12 protein-coding genes are annotated in these 13,701 nt (G+C 72.3%); 11 read left to right on the forward strand and 1 reads right to left on the reverse strand.

Annotated features, from left to right (window positions below):
* The 3 genes from ABZ810_RS02690 to ABZ810_RS02700 are packed head-to-tail and all read left to right on the forward strand — an operon-like array spanning nt 1 to nt 3,544.
* Nucleotides 1–633 carry a toll/interleukin-1 receptor domain-containing protein gene (locus tag ABZ810_RS02690; protein ID WP_358398280.1) on the forward strand — a complete coding sequence of 211 codons (633 nt, stop codon included), beginning with the start codon at nt 1–3 and terminating at the stop codon, nt 631–633.
* The gene (locus ABZ810_RS02695; protein WP_358398282.1) at nt 630–2,852 is read left to right on the forward strand and encodes a hypothetical protein; all 2,223 of its coding nucleotides are present in this window, start codon (nt 630–632) and stop codon (nt 2,850–2,852) included. The genes ABZ810_RS02690 and ABZ810_RS02695 overlap by 4 nt, the downstream gene beginning before the upstream one ends.
* The gene (locus ABZ810_RS02700; protein ID WP_358398285.1) at nt 2,849–3,544 is read left to right on the forward strand and encodes a hypothetical protein; all 696 of its coding nucleotides are present in this window, start codon (nt 2,849–2,851) and stop codon (nt 3,542–3,544) included. The genes ABZ810_RS02695 and ABZ810_RS02700 overlap by 4 nt, the downstream gene beginning before the upstream one ends.
* Nucleotides 3,545–3,571: 27 nt before the next feature.
* Here the strand turns inward: ABZ810_RS02700 and ABZ810_RS02705 are convergent, their stop codons facing one another.
* The gene (locus tag ABZ810_RS02705) at nt 3,572–4,906 is read right to left on the reverse strand and encodes an aspartate aminotransferase family protein (RefSeq protein WP_358398288.1); all 1,335 of its coding nucleotides are present in this window, start codon (nt 4,904–4,906) and stop codon (nt 3,572–3,574) included.
* Between the two features lie 181 nt (nt 4,907–5,087).
* On the opposite strand from ABZ810_RS02705, the gene ABZ810_RS02710 reads away from it, so the two are divergent.
* The 8 genes from ABZ810_RS02710 (at nt 5,088) to ABZ810_RS02745 (ending at nt 13,691) form a co-directional block, all read left to right on the forward strand.
* Nucleotides 5,088–6,110 carry a Gfo/Idh/MocA family oxidoreductase gene (locus ABZ810_RS02710; RefSeq protein WP_358398290.1) on the forward strand — a complete coding sequence of 341 codons (1,023 nt, stop codon included), beginning with the start codon at nt 5,088–5,090 and terminating at the stop codon, nt 6,108–6,110.
* Nucleotides 6,107–7,114, forward strand: a complete 1,008-nt coding sequence (locus ABZ810_RS02715) for a Gfo/Idh/MocA family oxidoreductase (RefSeq protein ID WP_358398293.1) — start codon at nt 6,107–6,109, stop codon at nt 7,112–7,114. The genes ABZ810_RS02710 and ABZ810_RS02715 overlap by 4 nt, the downstream gene beginning before the upstream one ends.
* A gap of 3 nt (nt 7,115–7,117) precedes the next feature.
* The gene (locus ABZ810_RS02720; RefSeq protein WP_358398296.1) at nt 7,118–7,969 is read left to right on the forward strand and encodes a fumarylacetoacetate hydrolase family protein; all 852 of its coding nucleotides are present in this window, start codon (nt 7,118–7,120) and stop codon (nt 7,967–7,969) included.
* A gap of 48 nt (nt 7,970–8,017) precedes the next feature.
* Nucleotides 8,018–9,661 (forward strand): ABC transporter substrate-binding protein, encoded by a 1,644-nt coding sequence (locus ABZ810_RS02725; protein WP_358398298.1) that lies wholly within the window; start codon nt 8,018–8,020, stop codon nt 9,659–9,661.
* Between the two features lie 65 nt (nt 9,662–9,726).
* Entirely contained in the window at nt 9,727–10,686 is a 960-nt protein-coding gene (locus ABZ810_RS02730; RefSeq protein ID WP_358398300.1) for an ABC transporter permease, read from the forward strand.
* Nucleotides 10,683–11,630 (forward strand): ABC transporter permease, encoded by a 948-nt coding sequence (locus tag ABZ810_RS02735; RefSeq protein WP_358398303.1) that lies wholly within the window; start codon nt 10,683–10,685, stop codon nt 11,628–11,630. The genes ABZ810_RS02730 and ABZ810_RS02735 overlap by 4 nt, the downstream gene beginning before the upstream one ends.
* The gene (locus ABZ810_RS02740) at nt 11,627–12,682 is read left to right on the forward strand and encodes an ABC transporter ATP-binding protein (RefSeq protein ID WP_358398305.1); all 1,056 of its coding nucleotides are present in this window, start codon (nt 11,627–11,629) and stop codon (nt 12,680–12,682) included. Before ABZ810_RS02735 ends, ABZ810_RS02740 begins: the two co-directional genes overlap by 4 nt.
* Entirely contained in the window at nt 12,675–13,691 is a 1,017-nt protein-coding gene (locus ABZ810_RS02745) for an oligopeptide/dipeptide ABC transporter ATP-binding protein (protein WP_358398307.1), read from the forward strand. Before ABZ810_RS02740 ends, ABZ810_RS02745 begins: the two co-directional genes overlap by 8 nt.
* Nucleotides 13,692–13,701 lie beyond the last annotated feature (10 nt).

The following is a 13,701-nucleotide window of genomic DNA, read 5'->3' on the forward strand; positions in this document are numbered from 1 at the left end:
ATGCCTGAAATCTTCATGAACTACCGCACCGGCGACGGTGACGGCATCGCCGCTTTTCTCGAACTCGCACTCTCCGCGCGCTTCGGCTCCGACGTCGTCTTCCGCGCCGCCAAGTCCATCCCGATCGGGGACGACTTCCGGCACGCGCTCCTGACGGCCGTCCGGCGCAGCGACGCGCTCCTGGCCGTCGTCGGCGACCGCTGGCTCGACCGGGACGCCGAAGGTCTGCGCAGGATCGACGACCCGGACGACTGGACCCGCCGCGAGATCGCCGAGGCGCTCGCACGGGGGATCCGGGTGGTCCCCGTCCTGGTCGGCCCGGTGAAGCTCCCTCCCGAGGACACGCTGCCGCCCGACCTGGCCGGCCTGGCCGTCCGCCAGTACGAGCGGCTGGAGTTCCGCAGCCTCGACACGAGCATCGACCGCCTCTCCGACAGGCTCATGCAGATCATCCCCGGCCTTCGGGAGCAGGAGCCCGAGCCCGCCGGAGCCGGTGACGGCACGCATGTCACCAACAACGTGCGCGACGCGCAGATCGGCGTGCAGGGCACGGTCAACGGCGACGTGCGCTTCGGCCGGGGCTCGTTCTCGCGGGGGTCCGGCCGGAGGTCGTGGGACGGGGGCGACGCATGAGCCCGTCCCGCCGCCGCGAGCGGTCCACGGAACGGTCCGACGACGACGGGCGGCAACAGCGGGAGGACGACGACGAGAAGGTCGTCAACAACGCCTACGAGGGCGCCAACATCGGCGTCCAGGGCGTGGTCCACGGCGACGTCATCTACGAGATCGCCGGTGACGACCCGCCCGAGCGCAAGTTCGAGGTGGCGGTCAACTGCCTGAACGGCGGCATTCCGCGGCGGGCCGAGGAGCTGATCCACGACGTGGTGGCGTCCGGGTACGTGTCCGCGACCGCGCGGACCCGTCTCGCGGGCGAGGTCGCCTACTACTGGATGATCGCGGTGCTGAGCGACCGCCCGTTCGAGCTGCTGGAGGACGAGCAGTTCAACGCGATCAGAGCGGCCAACGCGCTCGCCCAGCACGCGCCGATGGACGAGTGGCGCCAGGCCCACGACGTCGTCCACCAGCTCGTCACCTATCTCCACCAGCAGGAGCAGACCGGCGTCCACGACCCGAACGGGCTCGCCGCCGTCTTCGACGCTTTCAACCGGCTGCCGGGCGCACGCCGGGAGGAGGTCTACCGGCACCTGGACTCGATCCTCAACGGGGTCGACGAGGACATGTACGAGGTGCAGCTCATCGGGCTGGTCCGCGAACACCGCCTGGCCAACGACCGGGACCGGCGGGTGTGGAAGTTCTTCGAGCCGGTCCCGGCCAAGCCGCGGAAGCTGGAGATCGACGACTCCGAGCTCGACGTGTTCCAGCTGACCACGGCGGTGTGCGGTGTGCTCGTGGCGGGCGCCGGGCTGACCCTGGCGTTCATCATGACGGCCCGCACGAGCGTCGTCGCCGCGCTGGTCGCGGCCATGCTGCTGGTGCTGGCGGCCGGGCTGGTCGCCATCTTCGGGCCGACCATGCTCCCGCGCCGCTACTCGCCGTTCCCGGCGATGAAGCCGGTGTCCGGTTGGAGCCTCTTCAACTACCGGGTCTCGCGGACCGTCGACCGCGAGTTCACCAAGCGCGGCCCCGGCTCCGACTCCGACTCCGTCACTGATCGGGCGCAGTGGCGGCTGGCCACCCGGCGGCTGCGGACGTCCCTCACCAACGAGATCACCAACCTCTACGCCGAGCCCAGGATCGAGCCCGGCGCGATCGACTGGCTGATCGCCTGGTACGCCAGGCAGGCCGCCGACAAGTGGGAGGCCGGCAAGCTCAAGAACCCGATGCGCGTCCTCGAACGGATCGGGTTCCTCATCGGGGCGGGCGGCTCGGCGATCGCGGGGCTGGTCGTCCTGACCAAGATGAGCGAGTTCCAGCCGCAGGTAGCGGTGGTCGCAGTGGCCTGGGTGGTCGTCGGCATGGTCCTGTTCTGCCTCGCCCGCGCCGACGTCTACCTGGTGATCCTGGCCCGCAAGTCGGACGCCCAGGCCACCGCCCGCGAACGCTACTTCGCCGAGGGCAGGGCCTACGAGGAACGTCGCGACCTTCTCAGCGACCGTCCGGACGACCCGCAGATGGTGCGCTGGCTCGACTACGACAAGATCCACCTCAAGACGCTGGCGATGAACGAGTACGGGCTGACCGGCCGCGACGTCCTCTCCCACGCGTTCCTCACCGCGGCCGCGCCCAACGCGCGCCGCGCCCGGGTCCGCAACGGCCCGCCACGCTTCTCCGCCTACACGGTGCACGTCTTCCTGCTGACCACCTACGGGGTACGCCAGGTCGAGGTCCACCTCGACGTCCCGACAGGGCTCGCCAAGAACCAGGATCGCCGCGCCTTCCGTTACGACGCGCTCGCCTCGGCGCGCGTCATCGAGGGCGGCTTCCGGTTCGACGACGGAGAGCGGCAGCCGCTGCTGCCGCAGCCTGGCGAGCGCGGGCGGCAGCGCGAGAAGAAGGACCCGTCGTCACTGGTCTTCTACCAGTACTTCCGCTTGACCCTCACCAGCCGCGAGACGGTCGAGATCACGGTGGAGAACCTGGACGGCTGGATCTCCCAATGGCTGGAGGGCTCCCAGGACGAGGTGCCGGAGATCCCGGTCAACACCGACCTCGACGGCGCGCTGCGCCTCCTGGAGGCGGTGGCCGCGGACGGCCGGGAGTGGATCGCCCAGGCCAGGGCGCGGCAGAAACAACGGCTGGGCGACCCGTCCAACGGCCAAGGCCGGCATCAGGGCGTCCGGAGAACGGACGGCGCTCCCTATCGGAACGCGGGGGACAGGGGCGGCTCATGACGTGCGAATGGTGCGGCAACGACAACGACCTGGGCGGGCCGACCTGCCTGCACTGCTGGGAGGAACTCCCCGACGACCTGGACGACACCCCGGAGGAGGAGAACGTCGAGCACGTGCCGTCGCCGTACGCGGAGCCGGTCAAGAGCGCGGGCATCGTGGCGATCGTCATCATGGTGCTGGCCTTCGGCGGCAAGTACACCTTCGACAACTGGCCCAGGACGATCGAGCCGGCGGCGGAGACGCCGGCCACCCCGACCGCGTCCGCCTCCGGGTCGGCGGGCGAGCTCGGCACCTTCCTCGCCTCGATCAACGCCACGCGCAAGAAGCTGCCCGACTCGCTGGGCCGCTGCGACACGGTCGAGTCCGACTACGCGGGCCTCCTCACCGTCACCGACGAACGTACGCGGCAGGCCGAGCAGGCGAGGACGATGAACCTGGACGGCCTGACCGACGCCGAGGCGCTCAAGCGGGCCCTGGTCGACATGACGCAGGTGACCCTGGACGCCGACAAGAAGTACGTGCGCTGGGCCAAACGCATCAGAGGGGGTGCCACCTGCACGGACGCCGGTGCCAGCACGTCCATCGTCACCGCCAACACTGCCGCCGAGCAGGCCAAGAAACGATTCGTCGGCCTCTGGAACGACAGGGCCTCCCAGGACGGCCTGCGCCAATACGCCTGGACCGATTTCTGACCCGTTCCGGCGAGGGCGCCGGGGCGGTCAGGCGGGGGTGAGGAGGCCGTCGTCGCGGATCGTCCGGAGGACGTCGCGGGCGGCCTCCAGGGTGCGGTCGACGTCGTCGGTGGTGTGGGCGGCGGAGATGTGGTTGCGCTTGAGGGCGAGCGGGAGCATCAGGAAGCCGCGGTCGGTCATGCGACGGTGGAACGCGACGTAGGCGTCGTCGTTGTTGCGCATGAGGTCGCGGTAGCCGCGGATCGGCGACTCGGCGAAGTACAGGGCGAACACGCCGCCGAAGCCGGCCGCGGTGGCCTCGATGCCGAGTTCGGTGCAGGCGGCGTCCAGGCCGGTGCGCATTCGTTCGCCGAGGGCGTGGGTGCGCTCGTAGAAGTCGGGGTGGGCGCGCAGGTACTCGATGGTGGCGATGGCGGCGGCCGACGAGGCCGGGTTGCCGTTGAACGTGCCGGCGAGCAGGACGTCCCCGCCCGCGGAGCTGAAGTTCTCCATCAGGCGGCGGGGGCCGGCGAGCCCGGCGATCGGGTGGCCGTTGCCCATCGCCTTGCCGAACGTGGTGAGGTCGGGCGTGACGCCGCAGATCTCCTGGTAGCCGCCGAGCGCGTGCCGGAAGCCGGTGATGACCTCGTCGAAGATCAGCAGTGAGCCCTGCTCGGCGGTGAGGGCGCGCAGCCCCTCGGCGAACTCCTGGGACGGGACGAGGGCGCCGACGTTGTGCGGGATCGGCTCCATGATCACCGCGGCGATCCGCTCCGGGTGCGCCTCGTAGAGGGCGCGGACCGAGTCCAGGTCGTTGAACTCGGCGATCAGCGTGGCGCCGAGGGCCTCGGGCAGGATGCCGCCGGACAGCGGGTCGTCGCCGTAGGCGCGGCCGGGCGCGGAGATGACGTTGCGGGCGACCGCGTCGTGCCAGCCGTGGAAACCCCCCTGGAACTTGACGATCAGGGGGCGGCCGGTGACCGCGCGGGAGAGCCGGATCGCCTGCGCGGTGGCCTCGCTGCCCGACATCGTCGAGATCATCTGCTCGGCGGACGGGATCGTCTCGGTGACCAGCCTGGCCAGCTCGATCTCGGGCTCGGTGACCCCCCAGCCGACCAGGTCCAGGCCGCCGAGCGCGGCGCGCACCGCGTCGTCCACCTCGGGCGCGGCGTGGCCGAGCAGGATCGCGCCGAACGCCGCGTGGTAGTCGAGGTAACGCCGGCCGTCGGCGTCGGTGACGTACGCGCCCGACGCGGCGGTGATCGCGTACGGCGGGCCGACCAGGCGGGTGGCGGAGTTGACGCCGCCCGGGATCACGGTCCGCGCGGCGTCCAGGAGCTTCGCGCCTGCGGAAGTCTGCCCGGCCAGATCGGCGGTGGTCATGTGGGAGCCCCCAGTCAATCGGCAGTCTGTTACATCCTTGTTTCGGCTCGGAATGATTCATGGAAAGGTGTTCCATGTCAATGAAGAGTCATGAAGAAGCGTTGCTGATCTGGGGTTCGTCAATAATGAACCCAGATTGACCCTTGACAGGCGAATCGCTCAAGGATCAGTATCCATCGGCATGGAATCCCATTCCGTGCCAGTGCGGGTGCTGGTCGTCGGCACCGGCTTCATCGCCGCGCAGCACGCCGCGGCCATCCACGCCGAGCCGCGCCTGGAGCTCGCCGGGGTCGTCGACATCGATCCCGGCCGGGCCGCCGCCGCGTCCCGCGCCAACGGCGGCGTGCCCTGGTTCACCGACCTGGCCGCCGCGCTGGCGGAGACCGGCGCCGGCGGCTGCGTCGTCTGCACGCCCAACGACTCGCACGCCGAGATCGCCGTCCAGGTGGCCGCGGCGGGCGCGCACCTGCTGATCGAGAAGCCGCTCGCCACCGACGTGGCCGGCGCGCGGCGCGCCGTCGCGGCGTTCGCCCGGGCGGGCCGGGTGCTCATGCCCGCGCACAGCCACCGCCACTACGACTACGCGCTGACCGTGCGGGACGTGATCCGTTCCGGCGAGCTCGGCGCGGTCGACCTGATCCGGCTGTCCATCCTGGGCGGCTGGATCTGGCCGGACTGGCGCGGCTGGATGCTCGACCCGGCACGCTCCGGCGGGCACGCCCTGCACAACGGCGTCCACCTGCTCGACCTGGTCACCTGGTGGACGGGCGACGTCCCCGAGACGGTGTACGCGCGGGGCCGCCGCCAGACCGCCGCCGAGCTCGGGATCTACGACTACCTGGAGATGACGGTCGCCTTCGCCGGCGGCGCGGTCGCGGTGTGCGAGATGAGCCGCGGGCACAGTCCCGCCTCGTTCGCGCGCCGGGACGTGCTGGTCACCGGGACGGGCGGCGTCCTCACGCTGCCGTGGGACGGCGAGTCCGGCACGGTCACCGACGAGTCCGGCACCGCGCTGCTGCCGCCGGGCGGCACCGACGGGTTCGCCACGCAGATCGCGGCCTGGGCGGACGCCGTGACGGGCGCACCGGCCGCCGTGACCGGGGACGACGGCCTGCTCGCCGTCGCCCTGGGCGTCGCCGCCGAACGATCGATCGCCGACGGGCTGCCGGTACGGGTCGCCGACGTGCTGAAGGAGGCCGCGTGAGCCAGAACGCGAGCCAGAACGCGGGCCAGAACGCGGGCCGGAACGCGAGCCGGGCCGGGAACGGCGTGCTGCGGGTGCTGCCCTGGGGCTCGGGCGGCCTCGGGTCCCAGGACCACCAGCGCGACATGTACCTGCCCGCCTTCCGCGAGCACCCCGGGTTCCGCGTCGTCGAGCCGGCGGACGCGGCCGACGCGCCGGAGGCAGGCGGCCTCGGCGACGCGATCGCCGAGACGGGCGCGCAGGTGGTGTGCGTGTGCGCGCCCGCCGACGAACGTGCCGACCGCATCGTCGAAGCCCTCCAGGCCGGATGCCATGTCCTGGCCGACAAGCCGATGGCGCTGGAACTCCGGGACGCCGAACGGGTCGCGGCCGTCGCCGCGGAGACCGGACGGGTGTGCATGCCCGCGCACCACCACCGGTTCGGGGCGGCCGTCCAGGCCGCCAGGGGAGCACTCGCCGGGGGCCGCGTCGGCCTGCCCTGGAACGTCCAGGCCGACTTCCTCGTGGACGGCGGCGACCCGTGCCCGCAGGGCGAGCTGGTCAACTTCGGGCTCTACCCCGTGGACGTGGTGTCGTCCCTCACCGGGCAGGCCGTCAGGCGCGTGCACGCCCTGGCCGGCCGCGAGCCCGGCCGGTCCGCGGTCCTGCTCCTCGACCACGAGCACGGCCTGACCAGCACGATCACCGTCGGCCGCCTGCACGGCACCGCGGGCGCCCCCGGCATGGCGCTGCACCGTTACCGGGTCAGCGGATCCGGCGGCGTCATGGACGTCGACGCGAACCGGCCCGGCGCGACGGTCCGGACCGCCGCCGGGACGCGCACCGCCTGGCACGCGCCCGGCACCGTCGCCCGGATGCTCACCGCCCTGCACACCGCGATCGTCACCGGCCGGCCGCCCGAGGCCGGCCCCGCCGACGCCCTCGCCGCGCTGCGCGTCACCGCCGCCGCGGCCCGTTCCCTCGCCCTCGGCGCCCCCGTCGCGCTCGACCCCTCGGAGGTCTGATCCATGAAGCTCGCCACGTACCGGCTGCCGGACGGCGGGATCCGCCACGGCGAGATCGTCGCGGACGGACGCGTGACCGACCTCGGCGACGGCGACCTGAGCGCCGTGATCGGCACGCTCGGCACGCTGCCGTCGCCGGCGGGCTCGTACGCGCTGGACGAGGTCACGCTGCTGGCGCCGCTCCCGCGCCCGGGCAAGGTCCTCGCGGTCGCCGCCAACTACCAGGAGCACGTGACCGAGACCGGCGGCGACCGGATCGACAAGTCACGGATCTCGCCGCGCCTGTTCCTCAAACCTTCCACCGCCGTCAGCGGCCCCGGCGAGGAGATCGCGCTCCCGTCCGTCAGCCCCAGCGTGGACTGGGAGGCCGAGCTCGTCGTGGTCATCGGCCGCGGCGGCAAGGACATCGCGCCGGACGACGCCCTGGACCACGTCGGCGGCTACACGATCGGCAACGACGTGTCGGCCCGGCGGATGGACTACGGGCACGAGCGCGACACCGACGACCCCGCGGTCGCGTTCTTCGACTGGCTGAACGGCAAGTGGCCGGACGGATTCGCGGCGCTGGGCCCCTATCTGGTCACCGCCGACGAGGTGCCCGACCCGCAGAAGCTCGACGTGACCCTGGAGGTCAACGGGCGGGTCCGGCAGCAGGGCGACACCGGCCAGATGATCTTCAACGTCGCGGAGCTGGTGGCGTTCGCCTCCCGCCTCATGACGCTCGAACCCGGCGACGTGCTCTACACCGGCACGCCCGCCGGGGTCGGTATGGCATCGGGGGAGTTCCTGTCCGCAGGCGACGAGATGACGGTCCGCGTGACCGGGCTCGGCAGCCTGGTGAACCGCGTCCGCTGAGCGGACGGTGGCCGGGCGGGGCCCGGCCACGGCCGAGAAGAGGCAGTCATGACCATTGGTACCGGCAGAGGCCGCGGCGCGGCCGTCGGCATCGGGAGACGCCCCGTCGCGATGGCGCTGGGCGGCGTCCTCGCGGCGGCGGCGCTCGCCGCGTGCAGCTCCGACCCGACGCAGCAGTCGTCGGGCGGCGACACCGGCGTGCTCAACATGTACCTGTACCAGAAGCCCAAGACGTTCAGCCCGCTCGCGCCCAACAACGGGCCCGACCAGCTCGTCATGTCGTTCATCTTCGACTCGCTGTACGGCGCGGACGCCTCGTACGCGCTCAAGCCGCGCATGGCCGCCGCGCCGCCGCAGGTGTCCAAGGACGCCAGGAGCGTCACGTTCACGCTGCTGCCCGGCCTGAAGTGGAGCGACGGCAAGCCCCTCACGGCCAAGGACGTGGTGTTCACCTACAACGCCCTGGCCAACCCGGCGACCGGCAGCGCGCAGTCGGGCAAGTTCGCCGCCGTCGACGGCGCCAAGGAGCTCGCGGACGGTAAGGCCGGCTCGCTGAAGGGCGTCACCGCGCCGGACGACACCACCGTGAAGATCAGCCTGTCCCGCCCGGCGGCGGGGCTGCCCGGCCTCATCGGCAACTTCCCGATCCTGCCCGCGCACGTCCTCGGGCGGCTCCCGGCGAAGGGCCTCGGCGACAACGGCTTCTTCACCAAGCCGACCGTCGGGTCGGGCGCGTTCACCTTCGTCCAGTACAAGACCGACCAGTACGTCGAGCTGGCCGCCAACCCCCACCACCGGCAGCCGGTCTCCATCAAGAAGGCGTTCCTCAAGCCGGTGACCTCCGACGTCGCCACCGCGCAGCTGGGCACCGGCGAGATGGACCTGGCCCAGATCTCGCCGACCGACCTGCCGACCGTCCAGAAGCTGAAGGACGTCAAGGTCGTCACGGCCAAGAGCCCCGGCTTCAACCGGATCGCGGTCAACCAGAGCAAAGCCCGCTTCAAGGACGCGCGGGTCCGGCAGGCGCTGCTGAGCGCGATCGACCGCAAGGGCCTGGTGGAGAAGGTGCTCGCCGGCGCCGGGACGGTCGTGGACTCCAGCTTCTACGGTGACCTGGCCCCGTCCGGCACCGGGTACGCCTACGACCCGGCGAAGGCCAAGAGCCTCCTCGCCGCGGCGGGCTGGGACTCGTCCGCGCCGGTCACCCTGTCGTGGGTGCCCGGGCAGCGCGACCGGGACACCGCCGCGACCGTCATCCAGAGCCAGCTCAAGGCCGTCGGCGTCAACGTCGAGCTGAAGCAGGTGCAGGCCGACGCGCTGCTGTCGTCGTACGAGGACAAGAGCTACGACCTGGCGCTGTTCGGCGGCGGCAACTACGCGACCGAGCCGTCCACCGTCGCCACCATCGACGCCTGCGACCAGGCCTACCCGAACGGCGGCAACATCAGCCGCTTCTGTGACGGAGAGCTGGACGGGCTGCTGAAGAAGGCCGACACGATCGCCGAGCCGGCCGAGCGCAAGAGCGTGTTCCAGCAGGCGGCCAAGGTCGAGAACGCCAAGGTCCCCTACCTGTGGCTCTACAACCCGGACACGATCTGGGCGTACCGGACCCGGCTGTCGGGCTTCGAACCGTCCGGCGTCCCGACGAACGAGGTCGGGTTCTGGGACATGGCGAGCTGGAAGCTGAGCTGACCCGCGGGCCGGGGGCGCGCCGCGCGTCCCCGGCCGTGCGGTCCGGAAACGAGAGGAGGTGAGGTGTGGCGGCCTACGTCATCCGGCGCCTGCTGGTGAACGTGCTGGTGTTCCTGCTGATCAGCGTCGGCATCTTCACGCTGGTGCGGGTCGCGCCGGGCGATCCGGTGCGCATGATGGTCGACCCCGAGCAGATGCGCGGGGGCGGCGCGGCGTTCATCGAGGCCAAGCGTCAGGAGCTGGGCCTGGACCAGCCGGTGGTGGTGCAGTACGGCCACTGGTTGTCGGGCGCGCTGCGCGGCGACCTCGGGTTCTCCTACGTCGGGCACCGGCCCGTCGGGGCGGTGCTCGGCGAGCGGCTCGGGCCGACGTTGCAGCTCATGGGGGCCGCGCTGGTGGTGGCCCTGGTGGTGGCGGTCGCGCTCGGCGTCGCCGCCGCGGTGCGCCGCAACACGGCGGTCGACTACGGCGCGACCGTGCTCGGCCTCGCCGCGGTGTCGGTGCCGCCGTTCTTCCTGGGCATCGTCGCGATCTACGTGTTCTCGCTGAAGTTCGGCGTGCTGCCGTCCGCCGGGATGACGACGCCCGGCGACGGCGGTCCCCTCGACCAGCTGCGTCACCTGGTGTTGCCGGGGCTGATCCTGGCCTTCGTCACCGCCGGGCCGTTCACGCGGTACGTGCGCAGCGGGCTGGTGGACGAGCTCGGCGCCGACTACGTGCGGACGGCCGAGGCCAAGGGGGCGTCCAAGGCCCGGGTGGTGTTGCGGCACGCGCTGCGCAACTCGCTGATCCCGCTGATCACCGTGGTGATGTACCAGATCCCGCAGATGCTGGCGGGCGCGGTGGTGATCGAGCAGGTCTTCGCCTGGCCCGGCATGGGGCAGCTGGCGGTGAGCTCGATCGGCCAGCACGACTACCCGGTGATCGTCGGGTTCGCGCTCTACGTGGCGGTGCTGGTGCTGGTCTGCAACCTGGTCGCGGACCTCCTGTACGCCGTCGTCGACCCGAGAGTGAGCCTGCGATGACCGCGTCCACGTCCACCGACGGCACCACCGTCACGGCGGTGCCCGACCTGAAGGGGCCCAAGGGCCCCCGGGGCCCGAAGGGGGCGTCCGCGTCGCCGCGCGCCCGCGCGCTGCGCCGCTTCCGCCGCAACCGGCTGGCCGTCGCCGGCGCCGTGGTGCTCGGCGTGGTGGCGCTGGTGACGCTGCTCGCGCCGCTGATCGCGGTGCACCAGCCGAACGCGGTGGATCTCGAGGCGGTGCGCCAGGGACCGTCCGGCGCGCACTGGTTCGGCACCGACGCCTCCGGCCGCGACGTCTTCGCCCGCGTCCTGTACGCGGGCCGGGTGTCGCTGCTGGTCGGGCTGACCGCCGCGCTCGCCGCCGTCACGGTCGGGACACTGCTGGGCGCGGTCTCCGGGTTGTTCGGCGGCTGGGCCGACCACGTGATCATGCGGGCGGCCGACATCGTGATGTCGTTCCCGACCGTGGTGGTGATCCTGGTGCTCGCCGGGATCGTCGGCCCGAGCGTGACCGTGCTGATCGTCGCGATCGGCCTGACCCAGTGGCCGGTCGCCGGGCGGGTGGTGCGCGGCGTGACGTTGTCGCTGCGCGACCGCGAGTACATCCAGGCCGCCGAGGCGGCCGGGGCCACGCCGTGGTGGCTGATCCGCCGGCACATCGTCCCCGCGGCGCTGCCGCCGGTCACCGTGACCGGCACGCTGGCCGTCGCCCAGGCGATCATGCTGGAGACCACCGCGTCCTTCCTCGGCCTGGGCGTCCGCCCGCCCCAGGCCAGCTGGGGCAACATGCTGAACGACGCGCAGAACCTCACGCTGATCCAGACGATGCCGTGGTTGTGGATCCCGCCCGGCATCGCGATCGCGGTGACGGTGCTCGCGGTCAACTTCGTCGGGGACGGGCTGCGCGACGCCGTGACCCCCGCCGGACGGGGAGGCGACAAGTGACGTCCTCGACGCGGAAGCCGTCGGCGCGGAAGACCGTGGCCCCCGGCAGGGACGAGACCCGGGGCCCGCTGCTGGAGATCGAGGATCTCGTCGTCGACTTCGCCACCGACGAGGGCGCGGTCCGCGCCGTGGACGGTGCCGGATTCGCCGTCGCGCCCGGTGAGACGCTCGGCGTCGTCGGCGAGTCGGGATCGGGCAAGAGCGTCACCGCGATGTCGGCGCTCGGGCTGATCAAGCCGCCCGGCCGGGTCGTGTCGGGCCGGGTCGTGTTCGACGGGCTCGATCTGCGCACGCTGCCCGCGCGCGAGCTGCGCAGGCTGCGCGGCGGCCGGATCGCGATGATCTTCCAGGATCCGATGACCGCGCTCAACCCGGTCATGGCGATCGGCGCGCAGCTCACCGAGGCGTTGCGGCTGCACCGGCCCGGGCTGTCCCGGTCCGGTGCCCGCGACCGCGCCGCCGAGCTGCTGACGCTCGTCGGGGTGCCGGGCGCGCGGCGGCGGCTGAAGCAGTACCCGCACGAGTTCTCCGGCGGGATGCGGCAGCGCGCGATGATCGCGATGGCCATGGCCAACGACCCCGACCTGCTCATCGCCGACGAGCCGACCACCGCGCTGGACGTCACCGTCCAGGCCCAGGTGCTCGATCTGCTGCGGCTGACCCGGCGGGAGACCGGCGCGGCGACCGTGCTGATCACCCATGACCTGGGCGTGGTCGCCGAGCTGGCCGACCGGGTCGTGGTGATGTACGCGGGCCGGGTGATCGAGCACGGGCCCGTCGCCGAGATCTTCGGCGCTCCGCGCCACCCGTACACCCGCGGGCTGCTGGAGAGCCTGCCCCGGCTGGACGACGACGCCGAGGAGCTGACACCGATCCCCGGCACCCCGCCCGCACCGGGCGAGGCCGCCGAGGGGTGCCCGTTCGCCCCGCGCTGCGCGATGGTGCGGGACCGGTGCCTGACCGAACGGCCCGAGCTCGTCCAGACCGGGCCGGGGCGGGCGAGCGCCTGCCATTTCCACCACGAGCTGGCCGAGGAGGGCAACGATGACTGAGCCCCGGAAGCCGGACGAGGTCCTGCGCGTCACCGGGCTGGCCAAGCACTACCCGGTGCGGTCCGGGCCGATGCGCCGCCGGACCGGCGCGGTGCACGCCGTGGACGGCGTCGACTTCGCCGTGCGCACGGGCCGCACCCTCGGCCTGGTCGGCGAGTCGGGCTGCGGCAAGACCACGACGGGCCGGATGGCCGTCCGCCTGCTGGAACCCACGGCCGGGAACATCGCGGTGGCGGGCCGGGACGTGACCCACGTCCGCGGAGCCGAGCTGCGCGAGCTCCGCCGCGACCTGCAGCTGGTGTTCCAGGACCCCTACGCGTCGTTGTCGCCGCGGATGACCGTGCACGACATCATCGCCGAACCGCTGCGCGTCCAGGGCCGCTACGAGGACGGCGGGCCGGCGCGCGTCGCCGAGCTGCTCGACATGGTGCGGCTCGCGCCCGCGCACGCCCGCCGGTACGCCCACGAGTTCTCCGGTGGCCAGCGGCAGCGCATCGGGATCGCCCGCGCGCTCGCGCTCGGCCCGAAGGTGCTCGTCCTGGACGAGCCGGTCAGCGCCCTGGACGTGTCGATCCAGGCGCAGGTCGTCAACACGCTGCGCGAGCTGCAGCGCGAGCTGGACGTGGCGTACCTCTTCATCTCGCACGACCTGTCGGTGGTCCGGCACGTGTCGCACGAGATCGCCGTGATGTACCTCGGACGCATCGTGGAGACCGGCACCCGCGAGGAGATCTTCCGCACCCCCGCGCACCCGTACACGCAGGCGCTGCTGTCGGCCGTTCCCCGCGCGCAGCCCGGCGCCGCCGCGGCACGGCGGGAACGGATCGTGCTCACCGGGGACGTGCCGAGCCCGATCGACCCGCCGTCCGGCTGCCGGTTCCGCACCCGCTGCTGGAAGGCCCAGGACATCTGCGCCGAGGAGACGCCGCCGCTGGTGGCGTACGACGGGATCGGCCACCGGGCCGCCTGCCACTTCGCCGAGGTCACCGACGTCCTGGCCACCGCCTGACGCCCCGATT

Source organism: Spirillospora sp. NPDC047279 (assembly GCF_040643285.1).
Taxonomy (GTDB): domain Bacteria; phylum Actinomycetota; class Actinomycetes; order Streptosporangiales; family Streptosporangiaceae; genus Spirillospora.

Excerpts from the sequence above, each read along its gene's own strand:
- ABZ810_RS02690 (WP_358398280.1), top strand. The coding sequence starts at position 1 with ATGCCTGAAATCTTCATGAACTACCGCACCGGCGACGGTGACGGCATC.
- ABZ810_RS02695 (WP_358398282.1), top strand. The coding sequence starts at position 630 with ATGAGCCCGTCCCGCCGCCGCGAGCGGTCCACGGAACGGTCCGACGAC.
- ABZ810_RS02700 (WP_358398285.1), top strand. The coding sequence starts at position 2,849 with ATGACGTGCGAATGGTGCGGCAACGACAACGACCTGGGCGGGCCGACC.
- ABZ810_RS02705 (WP_358398288.1), bottom strand. The coding sequence starts at position 4,906 with ATGACCACCGCCGATCTGGCCGGGCAGACTTCCGCAGGCGCGAAGCTC.
- ABZ810_RS02710 (WP_358398290.1), top strand. The coding sequence starts at position 5,088 with ATGGAATCCCATTCCGTGCCAGTGCGGGTGCTGGTCGTCGGCACCGGC.
- ABZ810_RS02720 (WP_358398296.1), top strand. The coding sequence starts at position 7,118 with ATGAAGCTCGCCACGTACCGGCTGCCGGACGGCGGGATCCGCCACGGC.
- ABZ810_RS02725 (WP_358398298.1), top strand. The coding sequence starts at position 8,018 with ATGACCATTGGTACCGGCAGAGGCCGCGGCGCGGCCGTCGGCATCGGG.
- ABZ810_RS02735 (WP_358398303.1), top strand. The coding sequence starts at position 10,683 with ATGACCGCGTCCACGTCCACCGACGGCACCACCGTCACGGCGGTGCCC.
- ABZ810_RS02745 (WP_358398307.1), top strand. The coding sequence starts at position 12,675 with ATGACTGAGCCCCGGAAGCCGGACGAGGTCCTGCGCGTCACCGGGCTG.